The sequence below is a fragment of the Rheinheimera hassiensis genome, assembly GCF_022436675.1.
Classification (GTDB): Bacteria; Pseudomonadota; Gammaproteobacteria; order Enterobacterales; family Alteromonadaceae; genus Alishewanella; species Alishewanella hassiensis.
The window spans coordinates 462,915-479,010 of the sequence record NZ_JAKUJZ010000001.1; the positions used below are offsets into that span (position 1 = coordinate 462,915).

At 47.7% G+C, this 16,096-nt stretch carries 12 protein-coding genes and 1 tRNA gene; 7 read left to right on the top strand and 6 right to left on the bottom strand.

The features are described from left to right. Positions 1 to 117 precede the first annotated feature (117 nt). Positions 118 to 2,133 (top strand): DNA helicase Rep, encoded by a 2,016-nt coding sequence (gene rep, locus MJX74_RS02035; protein WP_240220437.1) that lies wholly within the window; start codon positions 118 to 120, stop codon positions 2,131 to 2,133. Here the strand turns inward: rep and MJX74_RS02040 are convergent. Continuing rightward, entirely contained in the window at positions 2,107 to 4,653 is a 2,547-nt protein-coding gene (locus MJX74_RS02040) for a bifunctional diguanylate cyclase/phosphodiesterase (RefSeq protein WP_240220440.1), read from the bottom strand. The two genes, rep and MJX74_RS02040, sit on opposite strands and share 27 nt — an antisense overlap. Before the next feature lie 257 nt (positions 4,654 to 4,910). Beyond that, a complete protein-coding gene (locus MJX74_RS02045; RefSeq protein ID WP_240220442.1) occupies positions 4,911 to 5,306 on the bottom strand; it encodes a c-type cytochrome in 396 nt (131 codons plus the stop codon). A gap of 560 nt (positions 5,307 to 5,866) precedes the next feature. Between MJX74_RS02045 and polA the strand changes: the two genes are divergently transcribed. Next, positions 5,867 to 8,659, top strand: a complete 2,793-nt coding sequence (gene polA, locus MJX74_RS02050; protein WP_240220444.1) for a DNA polymerase I — start codon at positions 5,867 to 5,869, stop codon at positions 8,657 to 8,659. A gap of 591 nt (positions 8,660 to 9,250) precedes the next feature. Here the strand turns inward: polA and yihA are convergent. Continuing rightward, positions 9,251 to 9,883, bottom strand: coding sequence for a ribosome biogenesis GTP-binding protein YihA/YsxC (gene yihA / locus MJX74_RS02055; protein WP_240220446.1), 633 nt, complete (start codon positions 9,881 to 9,883; stop codon positions 9,251 to 9,253). Positions 9,884 to 10,064: 181 nt separating this feature from the next. Between yihA and MJX74_RS02060 the strand changes: the two genes are divergently transcribed. The 4 genes from MJX74_RS02060 to MJX74_RS02075 all read left to right on the top strand — a co-directional run bounded on the left by MJX74_RS02060 (position 10,065) and on the right by MJX74_RS02075 (position 12,999). Then, complete coding sequence (locus MJX74_RS02060) at positions 10,065 to 10,691, top strand: c-type cytochrome (protein ID WP_240220448.1); 627 nt, start codon at positions 10,065 to 10,067, stop codon at positions 10,689 to 10,691. 591 nt (positions 10,692 to 11,282) lie between these two features. Next, positions 11,283 to 11,933, top strand: coding sequence for a class I SAM-dependent methyltransferase (locus MJX74_RS02065; protein WP_240220450.1), 651 nt, complete (start codon positions 11,283 to 11,285; stop codon positions 11,931 to 11,933). A 53-nt stretch (positions 11,934 to 11,986) separates the two neighbouring features. Beyond that, complete coding sequence (yihI, locus tag MJX74_RS02070; protein WP_240220452.1) at positions 11,987 to 12,541, top strand: Der GTPase-activating protein YihI; 555 nt, start codon at positions 11,987 to 11,989, stop codon at positions 12,539 to 12,541. A 2-nt stretch (positions 12,542 to 12,543) separates the two neighbouring features. Continuing rightward, positions 12,544 to 12,999 carry a DUF2489 domain-containing protein gene (locus tag MJX74_RS02075; RefSeq protein WP_240220454.1) on the top strand — a complete coding sequence of 152 codons (456 nt, stop codon included), beginning with the start codon at positions 12,544 to 12,546 and terminating at the stop codon, positions 12,997 to 12,999. Positions 13,000 to 13,031: 32 nt separating this feature from the next. On the opposite strand, the gene MJX74_RS02080 is transcribed toward MJX74_RS02075, so the two are convergent. From MJX74_RS02080 to MJX74_RS02090, 3 genes are all read right to left on the bottom strand, one after another. Then, positions 13,032 to 14,315, bottom strand: a complete 1,284-nt coding sequence (locus MJX74_RS02080) for a metal-dependent hydrolase family protein (RefSeq protein ID WP_240220457.1) — start codon at positions 14,313 to 14,315, stop codon at positions 13,032 to 13,034. A gap of 106 nt (positions 14,316 to 14,421) precedes the next feature. After that, positions 14,422 to 14,964 (bottom strand): DUF1285 domain-containing protein, encoded by a 543-nt coding sequence (locus MJX74_RS02085; RefSeq protein ID WP_240220459.1) that lies wholly within the window; start codon positions 14,962 to 14,964, stop codon positions 14,422 to 14,424. Between the two features lie 60 nt (positions 14,965 to 15,024). Continuing rightward, a tRNA-His gene (locus MJX74_RS02090) sits at positions 15,025 to 15,100 on the bottom strand. A gap of 157 nt (positions 15,101 to 15,257) precedes the next feature. On the opposite strand from MJX74_RS02090, the gene MJX74_RS02095 reads away from it, so the two are divergent. Further along, on the top strand, positions 15,258 to 16,094 hold the full coding sequence (locus tag MJX74_RS02095) for a mechanosensitive ion channel domain-containing protein (RefSeq protein ID WP_240220461.1): 837 nt from the start codon (positions 15,258 to 15,260) through the stop codon (positions 16,092 to 16,094). Positions 16,095 to 16,096 lie beyond the last annotated feature (2 nt).

Consider the following 16,096-nt stretch of genomic DNA (forward strand, 5'->3'; position numbering starts at 1 on the left):
TAGCTTGCGACGTTATGCTGAACCGTAAGCCTTATTCTACAGGCCAAAACCGTAATCACGCATGCTATTTAGCGGCAAATTTCGTTACAATGCCAGCCTTAGTGTAAGGGTGAGTGAATGAAGTTAAATCCGCAACAGAATGCTGCCGTTAAATTTATCTCCGGGCCCTGCCTGGTACTGGCCGGTGCCGGCAGTGGTAAAACCCGGGTAATTATTAATAAAATTGCCTACCTGATCCAGCAATGCGACATGCCGGCACGGCACATAGCTGCGGTTACCTTTACCAATAAAGCCGCCCGCGAAATGCGTGAGCGTATTAACCATCAGCTACCGAAAACCGCCACCCGCGGCCTGACTATTTCTACCTTTCACACCCTTGGGCTGGAAATTCTGAAAAAGGAATACCGCCATATTGGCTATAAAGCCAACTTTACCCTGTTTGACGATCAGGACAGCATGGCACTGTTAAAAGAGCTGAGCGAAAACGATATACAGGGTGACAAAGACTTACTGCGCGCACTGCAAAGCCGTATCAGCAGTTGGAAAAACGAATTAACGCTGCCGGCCAAAGCCATAGCTGAAGCACAAGATGCGCAAAGCATCAGCTTTGCTAATTATTATCAGCACTATACCCAGCAGCTAACCGCTTATAACGCGCTGGATTTTGATGATTTAATTTTAATGCCCACCTTACTTTTTGCCCATAACGCCGAGGTGCGGCAGAAGTGGCAGCAAAAAATTCAGTATCTGTTGGTAGATGAATATCAGGATACCAATACCAGCCAGTACCAACTGGTGAAATGGCTGGTAGGCGAGCGCCAGCGTTTTACCGTGGTGGGCGATGATGACCAGTCTATTTATTCCTGGCGCGGTGCGCGGCCTCAAAATCTGGTGCTGTTAAAAACCGACTTTCCCAATTTAAACGTGATTAAGCTGGAGCAAAATTACCGCTCGGCCGAGCGTATTTTAAAAGCCGCCAATATTTTAATTGCCAACAACCCGCACGAATTTGAAAAGCAACTATTCAGCGAAAACGGTTACGGCGTGCCGCTAAAAGTGATCCCCTGTAAGCATGAGGAAGATGAAGCCGAAAAAGTGGTAGCTGAGATTATCTCGCACCGCTTTATTAACCGCAGCCAGTATCGCGACTATGCCTTATTGTACCGCGGTAACCATCAGTCGCGTTTATTTGAAAAAGCGCTGATGACCAACCGCATTCCGTACAAAATCTCCGGTGGCACCTCGTTTTTTTCGCGCAGCGAAATTAAAGATGTGATGGCGTATTTGCGCTTGATAGTAAACCAGGACGACGATAACGCCCTGCTACGCATTATTAATGTGCCACGGCGCGAAATTGGCGCAGCTACCCTGCAGCATATTGGTAATCTGGCGAACCAGAAGCAAGTTAGTTTATTTGAGGCCTGCTGCGACAGTGAGTTGTCGATGCATTTATCGGCCCGCGCCCACAATGCCGTTAAACAATTTGCCCAGTGGATTGTTGGCATTGCCGACAATGTGCAGCGCGCCGATCCGGCAGAAGCAATACGTGATTTAATTCGCCAGAGCCATTACGAAGCCTGGCTGTTTGAAACCAGCACCAGTGCTAAAGCGGCCGAAATGGCGCTGAAAAACGTTAATGAGCTATACCGCTGGATCAGCGAAATGCTGCAAGGCAAAGATGACGACGAACCGATGACATTGCCTGAAGTGGTTACCCGTTTAACACTACGCGATATGATGGAGCGCCAGGAGCAAGAGGATAACGCCGATCAGGTGCAATTGCTTACGCTGCACGCTTCTAAAGGGTTAGAGTTTCCTTATGTGTTTATGGTAGGCATGGAAGAGGGCATTTTGCCGCACCAGGTCAGCATAGATGAAGACAACGTTGAAGAGGAACGCCGGCTGGCCTATGTTGGCATTACCCGCGCCCAGCGCGAGCTGTTTTTTACTTATGCTAAAGAGCGGCGCCAGTTTGGCGAAGTGGTGCGGCCCGAACCAAGCCGGTTTTTATATGAATTACCGCAGGATGATTTAGAGTGGCAAAGCGCTGCGCCGGTAAAAACGGCCGAGCAGCGTCAGCAAACCGGCCAGGCGCATATTGAACGCTTACGCCAGATGCTGAAGAACAATTGACGGTGTGGAACTTAGCTCTTGGGCCGACAACAGCTCAGCCACATATTTGCCCTGCATAAAGCAGCAGCCTTCGGCCAGCAGCAGGTTGAGTAAGTCGGCGTTATCAACCCCATCGGCTAGTAAGCGAAATTTGTAGCTTAGCGCCAGCGACTGCAGCATTTGCAGTAACTGGCGTTTTTGCTCGCTCCGTACCAACTGGCGACAAAAAGCAGCGTCAAGTTTGACAAAATCAAACTGCTGTTGCAGCAATAAACTCAGCGGCGCCATGTCGGCAGCAAAGTTGTGTAGCGCCAGGCGCACACCCAACTGTTTTAGCTGCTGCAGGTTATGCTGCACCGTCGCTGCATTGCCACTTTGCAGCAAGTCAGCTTCTGAAAATGCCAGGCATAACCGGTGTAATTCTGTACCCCCTGTCAGCCGTCGCTTTAACGCGTCATATAAGTCATGTTGCTGCAAATGCTGCACACTAAGGCGCACAGTCAATAAACCTGCGGTTGCATCACTTAGCATTAACTGGCGGCAAGCCTGCTGCAGCAACAGTTGTTCGATTTGCGGCAAAATACCTACCTGGGCGGCATGCTGACTGAAATTATACTGGGTACCCAGTTGCGGGTGCTGCCACTGGGCATGTAACTCGTAGCCCATTAAACTGCGCGCCTGACCGCACAGCACCGGTTCGTACACGGCAGTAAATTGCTGCTGCTCTAATGCCTGCATCATGACCTGCTCGGTGCTCAGGGCCTGCAGCATTTGCTCGCGCATGGTTTCATTAAAAATTACAAAGCGGTTACGCCCCATCGATTTAGCCTGATACATAGCAGCATCAGCATCCCGCAGTAAGGCTTCGGCTTTGCTGTGTTCATGGCTAAAATGGGCAATACCGATACTGGCACCCGAGTTTACCTGCTGGCCCTGCAATAAAAACGGCTGGCGTATCATGTCAATAATACGCTCAGCGACTTCTTCCGCGTCTACTTCATCGGCCAGGCTGGTGAGCAGCACCACAAATTCATCCCCACCCAGACGCGACACCAGATCATGCTCACGTACTGTAGTTTGCAGGCGCTTACTTACCTCAACCAGAAACGCATCACCAATATGGTGCCCCAGGGTGTCGTTAATCTGCTTAAAACGGTCCAGATCGATAAACAGCAGGGCTATTTTCAGCTGCGATTGGCGCTTACTCAGCGCAAATTGCTGTTTTAGCTGTTGCAGAAACATTTGCCGGTTGGCAAGCCCGGTTAAGGCATCATGGTTGGCTTCGTAAAACAGCTTTTGCTCGGCTTTTTTCCGCTCTTCTACCTGCAAGCGCAAAAACAGATTGGTTTGACGCAGTTCGCGGGTACTTTCAAATACTTTACGTTCCAGCTCTTCCTGATGACGCTTTTGCTGTTCTGTTGTTTGCTTGCGGTGAATAGCCACCGCTATATGCTGCGATACAAAGCGCAGAATATTCAGCTCAGCCTCTGAATAACAATAACTTTTTTCGTAAGACTGCAGCGCTATCACGCCAATAACCTGCTTATCCAGCATCAGGGGTGCGCCCAGCCAACTGGTAGAATAGCGTACAGCGGAAGCCAAATCGCTGATGCCGCGGCATATTTCACCGCTGGCAACCAATTTTGCGGCGGTATCGGCGTTAATCAGCCTTACGTCAGCACAACGTATTACATATTCAGTAAAACCGCGGCTTAACGGCCGTTCACGCGCAGGTGGTGAGTATTGGTCAATATAAAACGGGAAGGTGAGTTTGGTTTTATCGCTGTTAAGCAAGGCTATATAACAGTTGTCTGCATGCATCAAACCAGACAACACCTGGTGCACGGCACGATAAAAGCTGTTCATATCGCTGCTGCTGGCGGTCAGTTCAGAAATACGGTACAACGCCACCTGCAACTGTTCAGCACTGGTGCGTTCTTTTATTTCTTTTTGCAATGACTGGTTAATGCTTTGCAGCTGCTGTGTACGTTGTCGTACAGTATCTTCAAGCAATTCACGGCTTTTAACTCTGTCCAGCGCGGTAATAGTGTGGCCACCAATGTTGCTGAACAATGCCAGATCAGCTTCGGTATACAGATGCTCAGCGTTATATGACTGAATAGCCATGACACCAATAACCTGGGCTCCACGGCACAACGGTATGCCCAGCCAGTGCGCGCAAGGTGAACCCTGTGCCTGAATATGGCCGTTAAGCACCAGTTGCTCAAACTGCTCACTGTCGCACATTAGCGCCTTGCCGCTACGGACAACATAGCCGGTTAAACCGGTTGAAAAAGCACTTGAAGGCACCTGTGCAATAAGCTGCTGATCTTTTTCATCAGAAAAATACTGTGGGGAATACTGCTCGGTTGCGTTGTTATAAAACACGACGTAGAAATTTTCGGCATGCAGCAGTTCAGATACCATCTTGTGAATAGCAGGATAAAATTCCCGCATATCACTGATAGTGCTGGCTAGTTCAGATAGCTGCAGTAAAGCGCCCTGAATGATATAGGCTTGTTTATAGCGCTGCGCTAGCAATGTAAGACGCCGCAACCTTATTTCAGCCTGACGTAAACGCTTATTCAGTTTTGTTGATCCCTTCAACGCTGATACGATTTTTATATGGCCAGTTATTACTGGGCAACTTTATTTTTAACCGACTCATTATGCACAAAGTTTAACCACATGGAAGAGCCAAACCGGTACTAATTAACAATTGCTTAGGTCAATTTATTTTCTGTACTGACAAAAACAACTAAGGCCGCATTAAGCGGCCTTAGTGTGACAATACTCTGTTATACGCCGTCGGTCATAAACTTAATGGCAGCGGCAATTTCATCATCTGAACAATCGGCACAGGTACCGCGGGCCGGCATATTGCGAATACCTTCAATCGCATGTTTAAGCAGAATATCGAAGCCTTGATCCATACGTGCTTTCCAGGCTACATCGCCTTTCTTTGGAGCATCCAGTGCGCCGGTGCCATGACAGGCAAAACAGGCTGTCTGGTATACTTTTTCACCACTACGCGGGCCAGAAGGACCGGCGTCAGAGGCAGCTGCAGCACCTGCAACATAAATCTGACCCACAGGGGCAAGACGCTTAGCCAGTGCTTCGTTGTCTGTATCAGAACTGGCATTGACACTCACTGTTGTTAACAACAAGGCGAAAGCGAGAGTTAATTTTTTCATCTTCTTGGTTCCTGTGGTAAAAGCCGCACAAAATTTGAGGCATTATAGCCCCCAAGCCACAGCAAGGGGAAGCCCCAACAATAGCCGCCGTTATAATTGCGTAATAAAGTGCGCTGTTATTACCAGTCTGGCGCTAAATCTGCAACAGATATTGGCAGATCTGCTATATGCTTTTTTGTTCCTTACAGAACTTCTTTTAAAGCTAAATTATTTAATGTTTTCGCTTTGAATCCACCAACTTTGTGGTAGTCTATTCGGCCGGTAATTCACGATTTATTCTGCAGTTCTGTGAAGTACCTGATTAACATGGAAAAGCTTTTCCACAAAATAAAAATTAGAAAATAGTAATATGGGCGCTGCGGTAAACCCCTATTTTTCTTTATAAAACAAAGCATTAAAACACCATCAAACTATATCTTGCAAAAAGACATGGTTCGTTCGGCTATGTTTTGCACAAAGTTATCCACAGCTTATCATCCTGAACAAGACAGCCGTATGACTGGCAGCACTGCACGCGCTGTGGCATGCTATAGCTTTATTTCTGCAGGATATTACTACCCATGGTTTCTATCTCCGGCACTCCACTGATCCTGGTCGATGGCTCGTCTTATTTGTTCCGTGCTTATCATTCTCCACCACATTTAACTAATTCCCGTGGCGAAGCTACCGGCGCTATTTATGGCGTGGTTAACATGCTGAAAAGTTTACTACGCCAGTATCAGCCAACACAGATGGCCGTAATATTTGATGCCAAAGGCCCCACTTTTCGTAACGAAATGTACAATGAATACAAAGCCAACCGACCTCCGATGCCAGATGACCTGCGCAGCCAGATCGAGCCGTTACACCGCATTATAGAAGCCATGGGATTGCCACTGTTATGTGTCAGTGGTGTAGAAGCTGACGATGTTATTGGTACGCTGGCCCGGCAAGCCAGCGCTCAAGGCCGCCATACGCTGATTTCTACAGGCGATAAAGATATGGCACAGCTGGTAGATGAACATGTCACGTTAATTAATACTATGACCAACACCCTGCTCGACCCTCAAGGTGTTGCAGACAAATTTGGCGTCGGCCCTGATCTGATTATTGATTATCTGGCGCTGATGGGCGACAAAGTAGACAACATTCCAGGTTTGCCCGGTGTGGGCGAAAAAACCGCAGCGGCATTATTGCAGGGGCTGGGCTCTATTGCGCAGATTTATCAGCAGTTAGATAAGGTGCCAACACTGAGTTTTCGCGGCGCTAAAACCATGGTGGCAAAGCTGGAAGAGTTTCGTACCCAGTTGGAGTTATCCTATCAGCTGGCAACGATAAAAACCGACGTTGAACTGCCTTATCAGCTAACAGACTTAATGATTAAAACAGCAGACAATACGCAGTTAGCCGAGCTATATAAAGAGTGCGAATTTCGCCGCTGGTTAAGTGAAGTATTAAGTAATGAACCGGCAGTAGCCAAGCCACAAACCGGCGAAGCACAAGCGGATATGTTTGCCAGCAGCGATGATACTGACAACACAACGAAAGCAGTTAGCACCGTGCCCGATAACTACCTTACTGTACTGGATGAAGCAGCTTTTAATAGTATGCTGCAGCAGTTGCACCGCTGCGAACTGGTCGCTTTTGATACCGAAACCACCAGCCTGGATTATATGCAGGCTGAGCTGGTTGGGTTGTCTGTCGCCACCGCAGCAGGCGAAGCCTGGTATGTGCCGGTAGCGCATGATTATATCGGTGCGCCAGAGCAATTAAACCGCGACTGGGTACTGGCACAGCTTAAACCCTGGTTGGAAGATAACAGCAAAGCAAAGGTAGGCCAAAACCTGAAGTATGATCAAAGCGTACTGGCACGCTACGACATCACATTAAAAGGTGTGTGCTTCGATACGATGCTGGAATCCTATGTGCTGAACTCAGTGGCCTCGCGCCATGATATGGATAGCCTTGCACTGAAGTATTTAGGCCGTAAAACCATCAGCTTTGAAGACATTGCCGGTAAAGGCGCTAAACAGCTGACGTTTAATCAGGTAGAACTGGAAAAAGCAGCCCGGTATGCCGCCGAAGATGCCGATGTTACTCTGCAACTGCACCAGACACTTTGGCCGCAGCTACAGCAGGATGCCGGCTTGGTTACCGTGTTGCAGGATATTGAAATACCGCTGGTAGATATTTTGTCGCGGATAGAACGCCATGGCGTACTGATAGACAGCAAGTTGCTGGCGATACAAAGTGAGCAACTGGCCAGCCGTATTGCCGAACTGGAGCAACTGGCTTACGAGCAGGCAGGTAAACCGTTTAACCTGGCATCGCCTAAACAGTTGCAGGAAATTTTGTTTGAGCAGATGAAACTGCCGGTGCTGAAAAAAACCCCGACCGGCACCCCCTCCACCGCCGAAGACGTGTTGGCAGAACTGGCACTGGAATATGAATTCCCCAAGCTGATTACCGAGCACCGCGGTTTAAGTAAACTTAAGTCCACTTATACTGACAAACTGCCGAAAATGCAGAACCCGCTGACAGGCAGGGTACATACCTCCTATCATCAGGCAGTGGCCGCAACCGGCCGTTTAAGTTCAACCGATCCCAATCTGCAGAATATCCCTATTCGCACCGAAGAAGGCCGGCGTATTCGGCAGGCGTTTATTGCCCCTAAAGGTAAAAAGATCGTCGCGGTGGATTACTCCCAGATTGAACTACGTATTATGGCCCATCTGTCACAGGATCAGGCGCTGCTGGACGCTTTTGCCCAGGGCCGCGATATCCACCGTGCTACAGCAGCAGAAGTTTTTGGCGTTAAACTGGACGATGTTACCTCAGATCAGCGCCGCAGCGCCAAAGCCGTTAACTTTGGCCTGATTTACGGCATGTCAGCATTTGGTTTAGCCAAACAGCTTGGCGTAAGCCGTTCAGAAGCACAGCAGTATGTTGACCGTTACTTTGAGCGCTTCCCCGGCGTACTTAACTATATGGAGCGTACCCGCAAGCAAGCGCATGAACAGGGTTATGTTGAAACCTTGTTTGGCAGGCGTTTATATCTGCCAGAGATCAATGCCCAGAATATGGCACGGCGCAAAGGCGCAGAGCGCGCAGCAATTAACGCTCCCATGCAGGGCACTGCTGCCGACATTATAAAAAAAGCCATGATAGTTGTAGATAACTGGCTGCAACAGCAAAAACAGCCCGCTGCTACCATGATTATGCAGGTGCACGATGAACTGGTGTTTGAAGTGGATGCCGATAAAGTCAGCGAGATAAAACAACAGTTAGTTGAGCTGATGGCAACGGCTGCAACATTGGATGTTCCGCTGCTGGCAGAAGCAGGAGACGGGGATAATTGGGATGAAGCACATTAATGTTGAACTAACTACGCAGGCACCAGTCTGACGTTATAGTTAAGTTATTCATCTCTCCTGTTTACACTTTTTAGCCCCGCTACCAAGCGGGGCTTTTTTTATCTCAGGCCTTGTGTAAAAAAGTAATTAAATTACCAAAAATAGTAAAAAGAGCAAACAAACAGCAATTTTTGTAGTTTTATTACAAAAAGCACTTGCTTTATCAGGCTGGCTGGTTAAAATTTGACGTGTAGGGTACAGAGGTAAGATGTTCTATCTTTCAGTGCCAGAGCTTTAGGGCTCCAGCGAATGAAAGTAGGCTTATTTAGCCGCCCCACTGCTTGCAGTGGGGCGTTTTTTTTTGCCTGAAAAACCCGCAGACAAGCGGCTATCTGGCGATAATATCAGCACAGCAAAACGGTTACTGAGTAACAAGGCACCAACTAAAATGAAAATTTATTAGATTTTTTAGAGCAAATACTTCAAACAATAAAAATTTGCTGTATAATGAAGTTGTCTTAGCGATAAGACACCCTGTTGATTTGAAATTATAGCTTCTCCCCGTTTGCTATGACCGACACTTTCGAGTGTCGGTTTTTTTATGCCTGCAGCTTACTGCGCGGCCGTCTCGGTATCTGTTGCTACGCCGTACCAGAGATCCAGCACCTGCTCCAGTTCTGGTAAGCCGAGTTTATTTAATGAACTAAATGCATGCACGGTGATATCACCCATAAATGCCAATGTCGCTTCACGCACTTCAAGCAAGGTTTTCTTTCTTGCTCCCGGCCCCAGTTTATCGGCTTTGGTTAGCAGAATAAGTACCGGCAGCTCACTGCCCACCGCCCAATGGATAAGATCCTGATCTAAATCTTTTAACGGATGACGAATATCCATCAACACCACCAAACCTTTTAAACTGCTGCGCTTCATCAGGTATTCGGCAAGGGACTTTTGCCACTTTTCTTTTACCGCCAGCGGCACCTTGGCAAAACCATAACCGGGTAAATCAATTAACCGGCGCTGTTCATCCAGACTGAAAGTATTAATCAGCTGGGTTCGGCCCGGCGTTTTACTGGTGCGGGCTAAACTATTTTGCCGCGTCAGCGTATTTAATGCGCTGGACTTACCGGCATTTGAGCGGCCGGCAAAGGCAACTTCAATGCCCTCATCTGCTGGTAATGCTTTGATATCAGGCGCACTGGTTAAAAAAGTAGCTTGCTGATAATTGATTTTTGACTTGTACACTGCCTTCTCCGGCGAATAATTTGATGCCATTGTAGCGGATCTGGCGGATCGGCAGAAGCTTTTGCGCGCTGTATGGGATTTTACTTTGGGCAGTTTCGTGTAAAATAGGCATAAAAATTAAGGTTATTACTCTTGGTTGCCAGTATGCTGGCGGTTTAATGCGGACAGAGACGGATAAAAAATGAAAAAACTTCTACTTCCACTGACGCTGTTATTCGGTCTAATCGGAACAGCCCATGCATTTGACGGTGATGCTGAAGCAGGTAAAGCTAAATCGGCTACCTGTGCAGCCTGTCATGGTCCAGATGGCAATAGCCTGGTTGATATGTACCCGAAAATTGCCGGGCAACATGCACCTTATCTGTATAAGCAATTACGCCAATACAAACAAGGCATGGAAACCGGTGGCAAACAGGGCCGTAACAACAGCATTATGTTTGGCATGGTAGCGTCGCTGTCTGATCAGGATATGAAAGATCTGGCAGCTTATTTTGCTTCGCAAAAAATGAAGTCTGGCACTACACCGGAAAATGTTATTGCCCGCGGTGAAAAATTATACCGTGGCGGCGATGCTAACCGTGGTATCGCAGCCTGTATTGCCTGCCATGGCCCACGTGGTTCAGGCAGCAGCTTAGGTGGCTTCCCAAAAATATCGTTTCAAAATGCCACCTACCTGAAAACGACTCTGCAGGAATTCCGTAGCGGCCAGCGTGCTAATGATCTCAATGGCATGATGCAGGATATCGCGAAAAAATTAACTGATGATGATATAGAAGTATTGTCGCAGTATCTGGGTGGCTTGCATTAATTACCCTGTTTTTCGCAGATAATCGCATAAAAACCGGCGTTCATCGCCGGTTTTTGCTATTTGGCCTTTGATAAATTGTGAGATATATCTCACAAGCTCTGTAGGAAAAGTACCCGTATTATAATTTCAGGGAACTTTTCTATTCTAGTGAATAACCCATAACACAATGAAAATAATAACTATATTTCAAATTTAAAACAATGCAGCGCTTTTTTTTGCAGCAATGTCTTGCCATATGAGCAGATAAGAGTAAATTACCACCTGTTACATTTTGTAACTGAAAAAAACAGGGATTCGTCGCAAGGAAGGGGTTGTACCAGTACGTAAGTGCGCGGTGCCTTAATAAACACATCAGGATGATGTGCTGCGTGATTCACGCTCAGGGATGATTACGAAAGTATCAGGATGATCGTAAAGAATAAATAATTGGTACGGAAAGCCAGAATAACAAAGGGAACATACAGACAGGGCGTTGCAGCAACATCAGGATGATGACAGCGAATGAGAGAAGTGTCCATTTGACACAAGCATATCCAGGGCGATAAGTGATCTTATCGCCTTTTCTTTTATTTTGAATTCAGCAATAGCCCTATGTCCGACACTGCATGCCCGCTGTGCTTACACCTGCACTGTGGCTTATTTCACCAAGATACACGCCGATGCTACTATCAATGCCAACAATGTCAGCTGGTATTTGCTGATCGTACCAGCTTGCTATCTGCTGAGGATGAATTGGCACAATATCAGCTGCACAATAACGATATTAACGACGCAGGCTATCGCCGCTTTCTGCAGCGCCTAGCCGGGCCATTGCTGACAGCTTTGCCGAGCACCGGGCTCGCCGGACTGGATTTTGGCTGTGGCCCTGGCCCACTGCTGGCGAAAATTCTTACTGAAGCGGGCCAACATATGTCGGTGTGGGACCCATACTTTGCAGCTGACAAGACTGCACTGCAGCAACAATATGACTTTATCAGCTGTAGCGAGGCGATAGAGCATTTTTCCCGGCCCGCAACAGAATGGGCCCAGTGGCTAAGCTTGCTAAAGCCGCAGGGCACTTTGGCTATTATGACCAAACGCTATACTACGGCAGACGCTTTTGCTAACTGGCACTACAAACTGGATCCAACCCATGTCAGTTTTTTTGCTGACTATACTTTTACTTACTTAGCCCAACGCGACGGTTTTAGTGTGAAATTTGCTGATAAAGATGTGGTTATTCTGCAGCGCATAAAGCATTAGTGTTTCAGCACAAAACTGGTTAAAATGTGCGCCCTTTTTTACAGGTAACAAACATGACTCGTCAGAAAAAAACCCGTTCCGCCGGCCCTAATGGTTTACGCCATCTGTCAGCGGAAGACGCCCGCAAAACACGCGAGCCCAAAGAAGAAACCAAGAAAAAGGGATCTGGCCTTAAATCTGGCAACCGCAACAATATTGCGCCAGTAAAAACAGCTGAAGCCGCTAAAGATTCAAGCAAAAAAGACAAGCGTATTGGCAGCAAAACCCCCATAGCTCTGCTGCCTGTGGCCGAGCAACCGGTTGTGGTTCAACCGCTGTTACAGCCCAAAGCCAGCTTAGCTAAAGTAAAACCGGCAGAATTAACCGCTGAGCAGGAACTGGCACTGATTGAAAACGACAGCCATTTGCAGCAACTGCTGGAGCGGGTTGAAAAAGACGAAGTGCTGACAGGTAAAGACGCCAAGTACTTTAACGCCAAAACGGCCCGCCTGGAGCAGCTGCTGCAGGAACTGGGTTTAACAGAAGACGAAGATGATGCTATTGTTGATCCTCTGGCTGCTTTTGAAAGTAAAGATTGGCGTAAAGACTTACTAGGCGATGAGGATTAATATTGAGCGGTACTCTATTAGCGGTAATTATTGTTGGTAGCCTGATAGTAGCAGCCCTGGCGTTTTATGCCGGTAGCCTGCTGTGGCAACTGCAACAACAAAGCCGGCAACAACAGCAACAGAAAAGCGACAAAGAAAAGTACCTGCGTGACAGTATTACGCTGATTTGCAAAGCGATGCTGGAGCAACAGTGCGAATTATCGGAAGGCACATTACGGCTGTGGGTGTTACTGGATCATCTGGTACCAGAGCGCCAACCTGATCCGGTTGTTACTTATCCGGGGTTGCACCAGATGTATCAGGTGGTTAAAGATATGCCAACCCACAAAGCCCGCAAACAACAGGACAAAGTACTTACCCGCCAGCAGGATGAAATCAGGCTTAAAGCTGAGCAAGACTTGAAAGATTTTATTCTGGCAGATACTGCTGCCCTGTTACAGCGTTTCCAGCCGGGCTAAGCCGGCTGGTATTTTAATGGCTGCGTGTTGCTCTACTGCCGGTATATCTGGCCGGCTTTCATCACAAAACTTACCTTGCCCATTTGTTGGATATCCTGCAGCGGATCACCCGGCACAGCAATAATATCGGCAATTTTACCGGCTTTGATGCTGCCCAGCTCGTTTGCTACGCCAAGTAAACGTGCGCCTTCAATGGTGGCACTGTGAATGGCTTCCAGCATAGGCATACCGGCTTCAGTCATATAAATAAACTCGCGCCAGTTTTCACCGTGTTCATATACTCCGGCATCGGTACCAAAAGCAATTTTCACCCCGGCTTTGTAGGCTTCAGCAAAGGTTTGCTGAATTTTAGCGCCGATAGTGGCCGCCTTCGGTCGTACCAGGTCTGGGAAAAAGCCTGCAATAGCCGCTTTTTCTGCCGCCCATTTACCGGCGCTGATCGTTGGCACAAAGTAGGTGCCCTGTTTGCGCATCATCGCCATGGTGTTTTTATCCATGTAGGTACCATGCTCAATAGAATGTACCCCGGCTTTAATTGCGCGCTCCATGCCTTCTTTACCGTGCGCATGTACAGCGACTTTCATACCGTAGTCGTTGGCAGTACTAACGATAGCCGCCAGCTCTTCATCAGTAAATTGTGGGTTGCTGCCACTTTTTGCTACGCTTAGCACCCCACCGGTGGCGGTAATTTTAATTAGATCGGAGCCTTCTTTATAGCGCTGACGCACAGCTTTGCGTGCTTCATCTGCACCGTTAACCACGCCTTCTTTAGGGCCTGGGTCGCCCATTAACGCATAGGCCACACCATTAGTCGGGTCGGCGTGTCCACCGGTGGTAGCAATCGATTTACCGGCCGCAAAAATACGCGGCCCTTTAATATAACCCTTGGCAATAGCTTTTTTCAGTGCATTACTAATGTGATGGTTATCTCCCAACTCACGTACTGTGGTAAAACCCGCCATTAAGGTTTTCTCGGCGAATGTAGCCCCGCGTAGCGCATAGTCAGCTTCATTCATAGTAAAGCCTTCGCTGTACACCGTTGGGCTAAACTGGCTATAAAAATGCGTGTGCATATCCATTAAACCCGGCATTACCGTATGCTGGCGCAGATCGATAACCTGATCTTCCGCAGTGGGGTTGCGAAAGCCAGCTTCTATAGCGGTAATCTTATCCTGGTCTATTACAATAGTATGATTAGAAAGTACTTTTTTATCTTCAGCAGTAATAAGCGTACCAGCATGGATCAACGTAGCGGCGCTGGCGACCGGGCTGATACATAAGGTGCTGATGAGTATAGCAAGGGGCGTTTTATTCATATTGTTAGTGCCTTTTAAATAGAAGTTGCGCTTCAGTGATAGCATTATCGCAGCAATGAACAACCAGCTTGAGACGGGCGAACGGTTTTAGCCGACCAGCGTAGGATTAAACAATAGCAAAAGTGTAAGGGTAACCGGCGCTTTTTAACTGGAAATGTTGCTGGCTATTGCAATACACCGGCCTGGCTTGCCCGCTAAGCTGATAATACACATTACGGCTAAGTTTGGCCTGTAAGCCATGCCAAAGCTGGATATACGGCAATAACTGCTGCTGCGGGTCCTGCCTGACAATCATAGGGTATTCAGTCCCTAGCACTAGTTGGTGCTGCAAATTAGTGGTCAGCAGCAATGCCGGGCCGGTTATGGTGTCTGTCCACTGCCAGTCGGTAATTAATAACGGTGCATCTGCCACAGTGATGCGTACTTTTTCTACCGGCGTCTGCAAAAAATGCTCACCCTGTTGGCAGATTAAAACCGAGGCAAAAAGTTTAACCATGGCCTGGCGTTGGATTAGACTTTGCTGATAAAACCACTGACCTTGTGCATCGATATGCAGCGGAATATCACCACAAAATGGTGGGTTCCAGCTTTCAACTGGTGCAAGACCAGGCTGGTTGAGATGGCGCTGTATAGCAGACAGATCAGTCATAGCGAGCAAAGCCTGTAGTAGGTGGCATAGTGAAACAAGCTTAGCTGCGGGAGAATAAAGTGGGGTGACTGATGGGGATCGAACCCACGACAACCGGAATCACAATCCGGGGCTCTACCAACTGAGCTACAGTCACCGTTGCGGGCCGCTATTCTAACGAAGTTTTTTTTCAACACCAAGCCTTTTCAGGCAAGAAATCAGTTAACAGCTTGTTGGCGTTTTCATTTAGCACGCTTTTATTCTGTGGTATCCTTTCGCCGTTTGCAATCTTACCTATGCTACCGGAGAGTATTATGGAACAAATAACTACGTTATTTGAGGGTAATCACGAGCTTTTGCTCGCCTATTCGCTACAGATTTTTCTGCAGGTTATCGCCGCAATTTTTATTTTTTATATTGGCCGTATGATGGCAAGAGCGGTTTCACGCTTTATCGAAAGAACGCTGGTGGCGCGAGCGGTAGACAAAGCAGTTGTGGCTTTTGTCGCCAGTCTTATTTATGCCATTCTGCTGATCGCCACGGTGTTGATGGCACTATCGCAAATTGGTGTTCAAACCACCTCCTTTATCGCCATTTTAGGTGCTGCCGGCTTGGCGGTAGGTTTGGCATTACAGGGCTCTTTGGCTAACTTTGCCTCCGGTATTCTGATTATTTTATTCCGGCCGTTTAAATCTGGCGATTTTATCGATGCCGGCGGTGTTAGCGGTACTGTCGACAAGATTGAAATATTCCAGACTCTGATGCGCACGCCTGACAACAAAAAGGTCATTGTACCCAATGCACAAATAACCGGTGGGCCAATTACAAATTACTCTGCTGAGCCTCTGCGCCGGGTTGACCTGGTTATCGGTATCAGCTATGACTCCGACCTGCGCAAAGCGAAACAAATTCTGGAAGACATTCTGAAAAACGATGAGCGGGTATTACAGGAACCCGCAGCCTCCGTAAAAGTGGCCGCACTGGCCGATTCATCAGTAAACCTTAACGTCAGGCCTTGGGTAAACTCTGCCGATTATTGGGGCGTTTATTGGGACACACTGGAAAAAGTAAAACTGATTTTCGATGAGCAAGGCATAGGTATTCCATTCCCGCAAATGGACGTTCATATCAAAAAAGACACGCAGGAGTAAGC

Bases quoted from the DNA above. Each gene is read 5' to 3' on its own strand.
- MJX74_RS02085 (WP_240220459.1), bottom strand. From the start codon at position 14,964: ATGACTGATCTGTCTGCTATACAGCGCCATCTCAACCAGCCTGGTCTT.
- MJX74_RS02095 (WP_240220461.1), top strand. From the start codon at position 15,258: ATGGAACAAATAACTACGTTATTTGAGGGTAATCACGAGCTTTTGCTC.
- rep (WP_240220437.1), top strand. From the start codon at position 118: ATGAAGTTAAATCCGCAACAGAATGCTGCCGTTAAATTTATCTCCGGG.
- MJX74_RS02065 (WP_240220450.1), top strand. From the start codon at position 11,283: ATGTCCGACACTGCATGCCCGCTGTGCTTACACCTGCACTGTGGCTTA.
- MJX74_RS02045 (WP_240220442.1), bottom strand. From the start codon at position 5,306: ATGAAAAAATTAACTCTCGCTTTCGCCTTGTTGTTAACAACAGTGAGT.
- polA (WP_240220444.1), top strand. From the start codon at position 5,867: ATGGTTTCTATCTCCGGCACTCCACTGATCCTGGTCGATGGCTCGTCT.
- MJX74_RS02060 (WP_240220448.1), top strand. From the start codon at position 10,065: ATGAAAAAACTTCTACTTCCACTGACGCTGTTATTCGGTCTAATCGGA.
- yihI (WP_240220452.1), top strand. From the start codon at position 11,987: ATGACTCGTCAGAAAAAAACCCGTTCCGCCGGCCCTAATGGTTTACGC.
- MJX74_RS02080 (WP_240220457.1), bottom strand. From the start codon at position 14,315: ATGAATAAAACGCCCCTTGCTATACTCATCAGCACCTTATGTATCAGC.